The sequence below is a fragment of the Xanthomonas bonasiae genome (assembly GCF_017163705.1).
Lineage (GTDB): Bacteria > Pseudomonadota > Gammaproteobacteria > Xanthomonadales > Xanthomonadaceae > Xanthomonas_A > Xanthomonas_A bonasiae.
Genome location: NZ_JAFIWB010000002.1, coordinates 1 through 11944 on the forward strand (window position 1 = coordinate 1; position 11944 = coordinate 11944).

Genomic DNA, 11944 nt, shown 5'->3' on the forward strand with positions numbered 1-11944 from the left:
CCCAATCCCCAATCCCCAATCCCCAATCCCGGCCTCACCGCATATTCGCCGCCACGAACTCCCAGTTCACCAGCTTCCAGAACGCTTCCAGGTAGCGCGCACGGTCGCCGCGGTAATCGATGTAGTAGGCGTGCTCCCACAGGTCGCAGGCCAGCAACGGGAGGTCCTCGCCGGTCAGCGGCGAGCCGGCGTTGACCGTGGCGAGCAACGCCAGCGTGGCGTCCGGGCGCTGCACCAGCCAGACCCAACCCGAGCCGAACACGGCCAGCGCCATGCGTTCGAACTCGGCCTTGAAGCGGGCGACGTCGCCGAAGCTCCTGGCGATGCGCTCGGCCAGCTCGCCGCCCGGCTCGCCGCCGCCGCGCGGACGTAGCCCGCGCCAGTAGAACTCGTGGTTCCAGACTTCGGCCGCGTGCTGGAACAGGCGGCCCTGGCTGCGGCGCACCAGGTCCTGCAACGGCAGGTCGGCGAATTCGCTGCCGGCGATCTGCGCATTGAGGCGTTCGACCAGCGCGCGCTGGTGCCGGCCATGGTGCTGGTCCACGGTCTCGGCGGACAGGTGCGGCGCCAGCGCCGCGCGGTCGTACGGCAGGGGAGCGAGTTCGATGGCCATGGATCCTCGGGAGCGGTTTCGGGGGCGCGTTTCGGTACTGCCGTGCGCAGGGCTTACACTATGCGGCTACGCGAAAGTCTAGCCGACCGCCGAGGTCCGTTTTTTCGCCCCAGCAGGAGAAATCCCCCATGCAGGTGATGGAGCGCATCCAGGCCGACGTCGAACACCACCCCATCGTGTTGTTCATGAAGGGCACACCGCAGTACCCGATGTGCGGCTTTTCCAGTCGCGCGCTGCAGGCCCTGTTGGCCGCCGGCGCCGACCGGCTGCACACCGTCAACGTGCTCGACGAACCGGAGATCCGCGCCAATCTGCCGCGCTATTCGAACTGGCCGACGTTCCCGCAGCTGTTCATCCATGGCGAACTGATCGGCGGCTGCGACATCACCATGGAACTGTTCGAATCCGGCGAGTTGCAGCGCATCGTGGCCGAGGCCTACCAGCCGTGACAGCGGAGGCGACGCCGCACGCGGGCGCGCTGGCGCAGCGCGTGGTGCTGGTGTGCGGTGCCGCCGGCGGGCTGGGCAGCGCCGCGGCAATGGCCTGCGCCCAGGCCGGCGCCACGGTGGTGCTGCTCGGGCACAAGCCGGCGCGCCTGAACCGGGTCTACGACGCGATCGCCGCCGTCGGCGCGCAGCCGCTGCTGTATCCGCTGGACCTGCTCGGCGCCACGCCGGAAGACTATGCGACGCTGGCCGAGCGGGTGCAGGCCGAGCTCGGGCGGCTGGACGGGGTGCTGCACTGCGCCGCCGATTTCGTCGGCCTGACCCCGTTCGAGCACGCCGACCCGGCGCAGTTCGCGCGTGCCGTCCACGTCAACCTGACCGCCCCGGGCTGGCTGACCCAGGCCTGCCTGCCGCTGCTGAAGCAGGCGCCGGACGCGGCGATCGTGTTCGCGCTCGACGACCCGGCGCGCGTCGGCCAGGCCTACTGGGGCGGCTACGGCGTGGCCCAGCATGGCCGCCGCGGCCTGCTGGCGACCCTGCACGGCGAACTGGCCGCCTCGACGGTGCGCGTGGCCGGATTGCAACCCGGACCGATGCGCACCGCGCTGCGCGCACGCGCCTACACCCACCAGGAAGACCTCGACGCGGTCGATCCGGCGCACTACGCCGCCGCCTGCGTGGAACTGCTGTCGTCCGCCGGCGCCGCGCACCGCGGCGCGATCTGGAATCCCCTGGCATGACCATCCTGTCGGCAGCACTGCTGCTGTTCCTGATCCTCGACCCGCTGGGCAACATCCCGGTGTTCCTCAGCGTGCTCAAGCCGCTGCCGGCCAAGCGCCAGCGCGTGGTGCTGGCGCGCGAACTGCTGATCGCGCTGGGCGTGCTGATGGCATTCCTGTGGGGCGGCAAGTACGCGCTGGAAGTGATGCACCTGCGCCAGGAATCGGTGGCGATCGCCGGCGGCATCGTGCTGTTCCTGATCGGCATCCGCATGATCTTCCCGCGCCCGGAAGGGCTGATGGGCGAGATTCCCGACGGCGAGCCGTTCATCGTGCCGCTGGCGATTCCGCTGGTGGCCGGGCCCTCGGGCATGGCCGCGGTGATGCTGATGGGCAGCAACGAGCCCACCCGCCTGGGCGAATGGAGCCTGGCGCTGATCCTGGCCTGGATCGGCACCTCGGCGCTGCTGTTCTCCGGCACGCTGCTGTACAAGCTGCTCGGCATGCGCGTGCTGATCGCGGTCGAGCGGCTGATGGGCATGTTGCTGGTGGCGATCTCGGTGCAGATGTTCCTGGACGGCCTCAGCGCCTATCTGAAGCTGCCGGTCGCCGGCTGAGCGGACGCGCGCCCTGTTGCGCGCGCGTACGCCGCCGCACCCTTGCCGTGCCTGTCGCTACGCGCCAACGCTGCGACATCCCGGGCGTTTGCGGCAATTCGATGACATTTGCGGCGCTTTTTTGTGCCGCCGCGTGTCGATGCGTGGCGTCATCTTAAGTTTTTGTAAACCCTCGAGGCATACGCGGGCGAAATAGCCCGCCTACCGTAGCGCCTTCCGAAGCGGTGGGCGCGCGTGCGCCGTGTCCATGCCAGTCGTTCCGCCGCTCTCTGCCGCTCCCACGTTAGCCACAGAGGCGTTTGCCCGATGAAGTCCCGTTCCGCACACCGTATTTCCACTCTTTCCCTGGCGCTGGCGACCGCGCTTTCGGCGCATCCGGCCCTGGCCCAGGACGCCGGTACCGACAGTGCCGAGCAGCGCGTCACGGCCTCCAGCACTTCCAATACCACCGCTGCCTACGAGACCAAGCGCGTGCAGCAGCTGGACAAGGTCAACGTCAATGCCGACAAGAGCGGCTACGTGCTCGGCGGCGGCAACATGACCGTGCAGACCGCCAGCAAGGCGATTTCCACGGTGACCCGCGAGGCCATCGCGCAGGCGTCCGGCGGCAGCAACTTCACCCAGATGATCGATGCGATCCCGGGCGTGGACGCCGCCACCAGCGACGTGACCGGACTCAACAACGGCAACTACAGCCTGCGCGGCTTCGACTCCTCGGCGATCGGCGTCACCGTCAACGGCGCGCCGGTGACCGACAGCGGCAGCTACTCGGTGTACGCCACCGAATACGGCGATGCCGAGAACTACAACGACATCACCGTGACACAGGGCACGCCCAACGTGGACCAGCCGGAGATGGGCGCCACCGGCGGCCAGATCGCCTGGTCGACGATCGATCCGAGCCACACCTTCGGCGTGGACTTCACCCAGAGCTTCGGCAGCAACGACTATCGGCGCACCTTCGTGCGCGTGAACACCGGCGATACCGGCGCGGTGCGCTCGTGGGTGTCGTTCTCGACCAACAGCGCCGACAAGTGGAAGGGCAACGGCGACATGTCGGTCAACAAGATCGACGGCAAGAGCGTATGGGACATCAGCCCGGGCAACTCGATCAGCGCCTCGTTCCAGTACAACCGCCAGTCCAACTATTCCTACAACACCGCCAGCAAGACCCAGCTGGCGAGCGATTACGAGTACGACTACAACGACACCTGGGGCGGCGGCACGACCTCGGCCGACCAGTCCTACTGGAAGTTGCGGCGCAACCCCTACAAGAGCCTGCTGGTCAGCCTGGACGGCGAGTTCACCTTCAGCGACAGCCTGCGTCTTTCGGTGGTGCCGTATCTGTGGTGGGGCAAGGGCGGCGGTTCCAGCGCCGCGTCGGTATACCCGTCCACCAGCAGCGGCAACGTCTATGGCTACTCCAGCGGCGTGAGCGGCAGCCGCGACGTCGACTACACCTATTCCTACTCCAGTACGGTGCGTCCGGGCGTGGTCGCCAAGTTCTTCCAGGACATCGGCATGGACCACAATCTGGTCTACGGCCTGTGGTACGACCGTTCGCGCAAGAGTCAGAACAACAGCATCGTCAAGACCGACCAGAGCACCGGCGAGGCGTGCGACGTGTGGGCCGACAGCGACGATTGCTTCCTGACCTACGCCGATGGCCAGGTGCAGCAGAGCTACCGCACCTACACCGTGACCGACGTGCAGAAGTACTTCATCCAGGACAACTGGACCCCGGCCGACGACTGGGCGGTCAACTACGGCGTGTCCTGGATCCATGCCACGCGCAAGGGCCACAACTACCAGTGGCCGGATACCGCCAAGGAGATCGGCGTGGACTTCGACAACAGCTACAGCAAGCTGCTGCCGGCGTTCGGCATCAAGTACGCGCCCGACAGCCGTAACCAGTTCTATTACGGCGTGGCCAAGACCTTCCGCGTGCCGGCGACCAATTCGATTTCGTTGAACCTGTCGGCGGCCCAGGAGATCCCGCAACCGGAATCGGCCTGGACCAACGACCTCGGCTGGCGCTACTACGGCGACCGCTTCTCGCTGTCGACCATGCTGTACCAGAGCAACTACAGCAACAAGCAGATGTCCAGCTACGACCAGACCACGGCGCTGACCACCTACATCTCGATCGGCAAGGTGCGCATGCGCGGCTTCAACAGCGAAGCCAGCTACAACATCACCGACAATCTCAAGCTGTACGGCTCCTACACCTATACCCAGGCCAAGATCCTGAGCGACACCCTGGCGGTGGGCACCTCCAAGGGCACCTACGACTATGCGGTCGGCGGCAAGCAGTTGGCCAATACGCCGAAGAACCTGGCCAACCTGCGCCTGAGCTACAGCATCGGCGACTTCTGGGTCGCGCTGAAGGGCCGTTACTCCGGCTCGCGTTACGGCGACTACATGAATACCGAACGGGTAGGGGGCTACACCACCTTCGGTGCCGATGCCGGTTACGCGTTCGCCGACTGGGGCTGGCTGAAGAAGCCGTCGATCAAGCTCAATCTGTACAACCTAACCGACAAGCAGGCCGTCACCTGGGCAAGCACCACGCAGGTGCTGGCGGCCTCCGGCGCCAGCGAGTACCCGGACGTGGTGTCCACCGGCACCCCGTACTACTCGGTGCTGGAGCCCCGCGCGTTCGCGGTGACCTTCGGCGGCTCGTTCTGAGGCAAGGCCAGGCCCCGCCTCGGGGCTGGACAACGGAAGCGATGCAGACGGCCGGGGCCTAGCCCCGGCCGTCTGCGTTTGGGCTTTCGTCATTGCCGCGACGGGTTGGTGCAACTGTGTGCGCTACGGCCATCCTCGCCGAAGGCGAGCGCCGTCCAGGCCCTGCCTTCGGTGGGGTTGGGGTTTGGCGTCCGATTCCGATTCCGATTCCGGGTCCGGGTCCGGGTCCGGGTCCGGGTCCGGGTCCGGGGCCAGGGCCAGGGCCAGGGCCAGGGCCAGGACTAGGACTAGGACTAGGACTAGGACCATGGCTAGGGCTAGGGCTAGGGATGCCTGCTGCGCCTGGCGGAGCTACAAGTTCGGCATACGGACGCGGTGCTCGCAGATGTCAGGGCGGCGGTGGGGTAGCGGGGCGGGCTAGGCTAGGGCCGCTCAGCGCCCGGATCTCCTGCGCCGCGCGGACGCCGGCCCCGCCATTCGCGTTTGCCCGAGCGGTGCCTGAGCGAAATATGGCCGGTGGTTTTCTGTCCGCCGCGACCTGCGCCCGCAGCTGACCCGGGTGCCAGTCGTGCCCACGCCTGGCCGGGAGCGTCCGCGCCGGTGCCACGCGATGACCAATGGCCGCCAGGAAACTGCGATCCATGTCGTGTCATGTCCGTTTGTGCCAGCTTGTCACGTTTTGGCAACAAAACGGCCCTATGGTGTTAAACTCACGTTAACCCTTGCGGGGGATCCAGCAAGGGGGCATGAACCCACATTCCGCTGCCGTGCGCGCACCAGGACGGCTAGCTATGCGCATTTCGCCAAACTCCATCGAGGCTATTGCAATGACTCAACCCCGCCGTCTCCGGATGTCCAAGCTCACCCTTGGCCTCGTTGCTGCGCTCGCCGCCGCCCCCGTGTTCGCCCAGAGCACCTCCGCCGGCGTCGGCGGTCTGGTCACCCACGATGGGCAGCCTGTCGTCGGCGCCGAAGTGACCATCACCCATGCCGAATCGGGAACGGTCAGTCGCGCCACCACGGACGCCAGCGGCCGCTACAACGCACGCGGCCTGCGCGTCGGTGGCCCGTACACCATCACCATCACCAAGCCCGGCGAAGGCACCAAGACCGAAGACGGCGTGTACCTGAGCGTGAATCAGACCGCCAGCGTCAACGCCGCGCTGAGCGGCGACGTGACGACGCTGCAGACGGTGAACGCGGTTGCCGTCGCCGGCGGTTCCGACATGTTCAGCGCCACCAAGATGGGTGCGGGCACCAACGTCGGCCGCGAGCAGATCGAGTCGCTGCCGTCGGTCAACGGCAATATCCAGGACTACATGCGCCTGGATCCGCGCGTAGCCTTCGTCGATCGCGCGTCCGGCACCATCAGTGCCGGCGGCCTGAATCCGCGCTACAACTCGATCAACATCGACGGCGTCTCGGCCAGCGACACCTTCGGCCTGGAAGGCAACAACATGACCACCCGGCGCCAGCCGGTGTCGATGGAAGCCATCGAAGCGCTGGACGTCAACCTTTCCAACTACGACGTCAGCGTCGCCAGCGCCGCCGGCGCCACCGTCAATGCGGTGACCAAGTCCGGCACCAACGAGTTCCACGGCTCGGTCTACGGCTATATGCGCGATGGCGACTGGTTCGGCGACAACCCGGACGGCAGCAAGTTCAACGGTTTCACCAAGGAAAAGACCTACGGCGCCACCTTCGGCGGCCCGATCGTCAAGGACAAGCTGTTCTTCTTCGCCAATTACGAGAAGTTCCAGCAGGACGCGCCGGGCATCGATCTGGGCAGCACCGCGTTGGGCAAAGCCAACGCCAAGTACACCCTGGCGGACGTGACGCGTGCGCAGCAGATCGCGCAGAACACCTATGGCTTCGACGCCGGCTCGCTCGACAGCAACGGCAATACCGATCTCGAGGAATACGCGCTCAAGCTCGACTGGAACATCAACGACAACCACCGCGCCAGCTTCCGCTACAGCAAGCTCGACCAGAGCAAGTTGCGCATCAATGGCGCCAGCAGCACCAGCCAGGCGTCGCTGAGTTCGTACTGGTACCAGCACGAGAAGAGCGTGGAGAGCTACGTCGGCCAGCTGTTCAGCGACTGGTCCGAGAACTTCTCCACCGAGTTCAAGGCATCCTACCGCGATTACTCCGCGATCCGCGTGGTGCCGACCAATGCCCCCAGCATCGCGATCTACTTCGACGGCACCGTCGCCGCGCCGACCGGCGATGTGCTGTATCTGGGTACCGAGACCAACTCGCAGGGCAACATCCTCACTACCAAGACCTGGAACTACTACGGTGCCGGTACCCTGACCCTGGAAAACCACGACCTGAAGTTCGGCGTCGACTACACCACCAACGACATCTACAACCTGTTCGGCCGCAACAGCTGGGGCGTGTACACGTTCCTGGGCCTGGACAACTTCGCCAACGGCCGCTGGAGTTCCTACCAGCTCAACAGCGAGCGCACCCCGGGTTCGATCGCGGCCGATTACAAGAACGACAATCTCGGCCTGTTCATCCAGGACACCTGGTATGTCAACAGCAACCTGACCCTGACCCTGGGCCTGCGCGGCGACCGCCCGGGCGTCAGTCCGGATCCGACCTACAACGCGGCCGCCCAGGCGTACTTCGGTTACGACAACAGCAAGGTGCTCGGCGGCGATTTCCTGATCCAGCCGCGCTTCGGTTTCAACTACACCTTCGACACCGAGCGTCCGACCCAGCTGCGCGGCGGCGTTGGTCTGTTCCAGGGCGACGCACCGCAGGTGTGGATCGGCAACAGCTATTCCAACACCGGGTTCAACTACAACGCCTACAGCTACACCGCCTACAACCCGGCGCTGCCGTTCAGCCCGAACAAGGACACGCAGCCGATCCCGACCACGCCCGGTTCGGCGACCCAGGGCGTGAGCTTCGTCGGCGACGACTTCAAGCTGCCGTCGCTGTACAAGGCCAACATCGCGCTCGACCACGAGCTGCCCTGGTACGGCATCGTTGCCTCGGCAGAGCTGCTGGTGACCAAGGTCAAGGACGGCCTGTACTACAAGAGCCTGAACATCGGCCGCGTCAACGCCGCCGGCGAAGATCCGAGCCCGGCCTACTACGGTCCGGACGGCCGCGCGCTGTACTGGAACCCGGCCCGCACCGGCCGTCCGTGGGCGACCGGCGACAACCGCTACAACCGCAACACCGCCTACAGCGACGTCTACCTGATCGAGAACACCGACAAGGGCAAGACCGAGCAGTTCACGGTGTCGCTGTCCAAGCCGTTCAGCGAAGGCGGCGACTGGTCGTGGAACCTGGGCTACACCTACACCCATGCCACGGAAGTCGGCCCGCTGACCAGCTCCACCGCCAGCTCGGGCTGGGGCTACCAGTACGCCTTCAACGCCAATTCGGAAACCGAGAACACCTCGCGCTACGAGATCAAGGACCGCATCTCCGGTTCGTTGAATTGGAAGCACATGTTCTTCGGCGACTACGAGACCCGCGTCGGTCTGGTCTACGAAGGCCGCAGCGGCCGTCCTTACAGCTACGTGTACAACGGCGACGCCAATGGCGACGGCCGTACCACCAACGACCTGTTCTACGTGCCGAAGGGCCCGGGCGACGTGCTGTTCGGTACCCTCAGCAGCACCGGCGCGTTCACCGCCAACCCGGCGCTGGAGAAGCAGTTCTTCGACTGGCTGGCGCAGAATCCGCAGCTGGCCAAGTACGCGGGCAGCTACGCTCCGGCCAACGGCTTCCGTTCGTCCTGGATCAACACCTTCGACGTGCACATCAGCCAGCAGCTGCCGGGCTTCTTCAAGGGCCACAAGTCCGAGGTGTGGCTGGACATCCAGAACGTCGGCAACCTGCTGAACAAGAAGTGGGGCCAGATCTACGACTACGGCTTCTTCGCCGATGCGCGGGTGGCCAATCTGCAGGGCATCTACAACGGCAAATACGTGTACAACACCCTGTACACCGACCAGCCGTCCGCCGCCAATGCCGATGCCGACGGCTTCAATACGGGCGTTTCGCAGTGGTCGCTGAACCTGGGCTTCCGTTACCAGTTCTGATCCAGTCCGAACCGCAGCGCTACAGGACAACGGCCGGGGCAACCCGGCCGTTTTTTTGTTGGGGGGAGGGGGCTGACGCTTACGACGCGCCGTGCGTCACCAACCCCAATGCTAGCGGTCTCGACATGGCATCTTATTAGTCGCTACATTGGAACTGCGTTACAAGTTTAGCTAGCATAGGTCGGGGCTACTAGATAGCTCGGCGGTTTTTCGAAATTAGACTTTGAACACAAAATCGGCGTTCAAAATTCTGGCTTTTTTTTTGAGTTCACGTATATTCAAAAAAAGCTGGAGAAGATCTGCGCCGCATTGGTAATTCGTGGATTATTGAATTATTGGTGGCAATAAATTGCCAATTATTCCGAAGGGTGGTTTGATAGACAAGGAGTGTTATGGCTCTCACCATGCTGGGTGTGCCACAGGAAATGATGCCTCCAGTTTTTCAAGTGTCGCGAGCCCATTGCGAGAGACTTATTGAGTTCAATTCTCATCAGGAGCCTCGTGTTTTACCCAGTGTGGTAATGGAGCGTGAAAGACTGTTTGAGATCGTTCGACGCCTTGTTCCCTTCAAAGTGCATGATCCAAGTTCCTCCAGTGGTTATAGGAGGGAGCTTATCTCAATGGCGGAGGTTGATCGCCTCTTTAAATCAGGATTTTTTGGTCCGAAGCGTGTAGATATTGGTGTAGTGCTCGAAACTCATCGGGCTTTAATGGAAATGACGGGACGGCCGAGCGCGCGATCTGTGTTTCGTAATATAGAGGTCATGGTTGGGGTTAATGCGTTCAATTCGCACGGTTTTGTTGCCCCAAAATGCGAAATCCGTGATGAATTGCGGTGGCTAATAGCCCGGGTCATGGCTCCGGAATTGATGCCGTTGCCTTTTGTCGCGGCATTTCTTTGGTTCTTTTTACATCTGCATCCGTTTAGGGATGGGAATGGGCGCTCCTCGCGTGTCATCTTGCTCAGGTTGATTTCTTGGCGGTGGGGGCTGGAATCGCAAGTGTTTCATGCGGCAGTCTCCGCCCTTTGGTATATGGAGCAAAAGAAGACTGAGTTCGTATACGCAATGCATAGGGCCCGGTTGGGGTATGGCGCAGATTTGTATGGCGTCATTATGGATGGAATGGCTTCCTCTCAAGATCAAGGGCTCGATGAATTGGGGGCTTTTAAAGTCTGTGGTGTGACATGACACCTCGTCGAAAAATTGCGATCAGAATTTTTTGTTTGGCCTTATTTGTCGTCTTGGTTGTCGTGATTTTTCTTAATGGGATGAATAACGGGAATGTGGATGTGGTCATTCCTGCTGGCGCTTATGAAGTCGTTTCTCAAGCAAAGTCGCGGGACTTTGTGGGTGAAAAAAATTGGGAGGCGCCAGAAGCAAAAAATTTTTCAACCGCTACCTTTGCCGTCAAGGCGCTCGCTCGACATGCTGATGCCGGGCATGGTTTGGCAGCATGTGAATTGGCTTCAATATACATTTATTGTGCCTCATTGGATCAGGAGGGTGCGCGAGTTCAACAACTCACTCTTCAGGCGCGGGACCACACTGATCTCAGCATTGTTTCTAAGTTGGAGAGCTCTTGGAAGAAGAAGGCTGATTATTGTCTGGGGCTGCCGCCTGCCTCAACGGCAAAGATCATTGACTATCTTAGGGTTTCCGCCGACTCGGGAAATAGTTATGCTCAAAACCTCTATCTTTCGGGGGTGCTTTTTTCTGGGGATACGCTTGGTAGTATTAATCAGCTTGTCGCGTATCGTAATGGAGCAGAAGGCTTAGCCCTTCAGGCTGTGGGTCAGGGTAATGTAGATGTCATGCTACAGCTTGGTGATGCGTATTCCGGGAGGCCTCGGGCTTCTAAAGCGCTTCTATACGAAGCGGTAAGGCCGAATCCTGCGCGAGCTCTGGCGCTATTTCAAAACGCTTTACTTCGAATTGATGCAGGTACGAGAGGTGAGCCTTTGCGCATAGCTATCGGTGGTCGGATAAAAGCGTTGAACGCTTCTTATCCTGGTTTGGTTGCAGATAATAAATTTATTCCTAATTTAAATAATTTGGATTTGTCGGGCATGCATTCTAGTTATGCGCGTCTGTATGACCCTAAAGGAAAATCGCTAGGTGAGTGTCGCCATTAGTGAAGTGGTCACTAAGTGTCGTGGAGTAGTATTACTATAAATGGAGGTTAAGTGATGAAGCTAGAAAATGCTGTCCGATTGGTGCTTGGCGTTGCGATGGTATTTGGTGCATATGTTAACGATGCAAGTGCATCGTCCTGTATAGCGGAATCGACAGTTATAACTATTATTAATTGCCCTCCTGGCAGTACAAATCCAAATCCCGAGTGGCCTTTCCCAGATGTGACTCCACCAGATTCTACCTGGTATGCAACTATCCTTGTTCCAGATGCTCCTGCTAATCCATATTATGTCACGTGTGGATCGCCGGTGGAAGATCGAGTGAATCACGCTCGATATGCTTTGACGTATTATATGGCTGATCAGGACGCCAAGAATGGCGCGCACTACGACACGATGCCAAACACTTTTTGGTACGTTAGATACAATGATGGCAAGTATCAGGTGTTCATGGATAATGATGCGTATAGCGCAGGAACGCCAGTCAATCCTGGCAATATAGAGATCGCTCCTTGGCAGCCGCCCAGTCAATGTGATGTTCTTGAGGACAATTTGCTTCCTTGGCCAACGTACTGAGTCATTGGCACTATGGAGGCATCTGAGGAGTTGTGTAACCCTCTGAGAGATGGCAAGAGACGGCCGGGGCAACCCGGCCGTTTT

General features: G+C 61.6%; 9 protein-coding genes. 8 read left to right on the forward strand and 1 reads right to left on the reverse strand.

The features are described 5' to 3' along the window. Nucleotides 1-34: 34 nt before the first annotated feature. Entirely contained in the window at nucleotides 35-613 is a 579-nt protein-coding gene (locus JR064_RS02700; RefSeq protein WP_179565439.1) for a superoxide dismutase, read from the reverse strand. A 128-nt stretch (nucleotides 614-741) separates the two neighbouring features. Between JR064_RS02700 and grxD the strand changes: the two genes are divergently transcribed. The 8 genes from grxD to JR064_RS02740 all read left to right on the forward strand — a co-directional run bounded on the left by grxD (nucleotide 742) and on the right by JR064_RS02740 (nucleotide 11860). Continuing rightward, nucleotides 742-1062, forward strand: a complete 321-nt coding sequence (gene grxD, locus JR064_RS02705) for a Grx4 family monothiol glutaredoxin (RefSeq protein WP_179565437.1) — start codon at nucleotides 742-744, stop codon at nucleotides 1060-1062. Beyond that, nucleotides 1059-1799 (forward strand): SDR family NAD(P)-dependent oxidoreductase, encoded by a 741-nt coding sequence (locus JR064_RS02710; protein WP_206228740.1) that lies wholly within the window; start codon nucleotides 1059-1061, stop codon nucleotides 1797-1799. Before grxD ends, JR064_RS02710 begins: the two co-directional genes overlap by 4 nt. Continuing rightward, nucleotides 1796-2395: a MarC family protein gene (locus JR064_RS02715; RefSeq protein WP_179565433.1), complete on the forward strand. Its 600-nt coding sequence runs from the start codon at nucleotides 1796-1798 to the stop codon at nucleotides 2393-2395. The genes JR064_RS02710 and JR064_RS02715 overlap by 4 nt, the downstream gene beginning before the upstream one ends. A 306-nt stretch (nucleotides 2396-2701) precedes the next feature. Continuing rightward, nucleotides 2702-5083 (forward strand): TonB-dependent receptor, encoded by a 2382-nt coding sequence (locus tag JR064_RS02720; RefSeq protein WP_206228741.1) that lies wholly within the window; start codon nucleotides 2702-2704, stop codon nucleotides 5081-5083. A gap of 851 nt (nucleotides 5084-5934) precedes the next feature. After that, complete coding sequence (locus JR064_RS02725; protein ID WP_206228742.1) at nucleotides 5935-9150, forward strand: TonB-dependent receptor; 3216 nt, start codon at nucleotides 5935-5937, stop codon at nucleotides 9148-9150. A 392-nt stretch (nucleotides 9151-9542) separates the two neighbouring features. Then, the gene (locus JR064_RS02730; RefSeq protein ID WP_206228743.1) at nucleotides 9543-10340 is read left to right on the forward strand and encodes a Fic family protein; all 798 of its coding nucleotides are present in this window, start codon (nucleotides 9543-9545) and stop codon (nucleotides 10338-10340) included. After that, nucleotides 10337-11284 carry a hypothetical protein gene (locus JR064_RS02735; protein ID WP_206228744.1) on the forward strand — a complete coding sequence of 316 codons (948 nt, stop codon included), beginning with the start codon at nucleotides 10337-10339 and terminating at the stop codon, nucleotides 11282-11284. Before JR064_RS02730 ends, JR064_RS02735 begins: the two co-directional genes overlap by 4 nt. Before the next feature lie 54 nt (nucleotides 11285-11338). Then, on the forward strand, nucleotides 11339-11860 hold the full coding sequence (locus JR064_RS02740) for a hypothetical protein (RefSeq protein WP_206228745.1): 522 nt from the start codon (nucleotides 11339-11341) through the stop codon (nucleotides 11858-11860). The last annotated feature ends 84 nt before the right edge of the window (nucleotides 11861-11944 follow it).

What these genes read in the sequence shown, in the direction of transcription:
- JR064_RS02700 (WP_179565439.1), bottom strand. Translation starts at nt 613, where the DNA reads ATGGCCATCGAACTCGCTCCCCTGCCGTACGACCGCGCGGCGCTGGCG.
- grxD (WP_179565437.1), top strand. Translation starts at nt 742, where the DNA reads ATGCAGGTGATGGAGCGCATCCAGGCCGACGTCGAACACCACCCCATC.
- JR064_RS02715 (WP_179565433.1), top strand. Translation starts at nt 1,796, where the DNA reads ATGACCATCCTGTCGGCAGCACTGCTGCTGTTCCTGATCCTCGACCCG.
- JR064_RS02720 (WP_206228741.1), top strand. Translation starts at nt 2,702, where the DNA reads ATGAAGTCCCGTTCCGCACACCGTATTTCCACTCTTTCCCTGGCGCTG.
- JR064_RS02725 (WP_206228742.1), top strand. Translation starts at nt 5,935, where the DNA reads ATGTCCAAGCTCACCCTTGGCCTCGTTGCTGCGCTCGCCGCCGCCCCC.
- JR064_RS02730 (WP_206228743.1), top strand. Translation starts at nt 9,543, where the DNA reads ATGGCTCTCACCATGCTGGGTGTGCCACAGGAAATGATGCCTCCAGTT.
- JR064_RS02735 (WP_206228744.1), top strand. Translation starts at nt 10,337, where the DNA reads ATGACACCTCGTCGAAAAATTGCGATCAGAATTTTTTGTTTGGCCTTA.
- JR064_RS02740 (WP_206228745.1), top strand. Translation starts at nt 11,339, where the DNA reads ATGAAGCTAGAAAATGCTGTCCGATTGGTGCTTGGCGTTGCGATGGTA.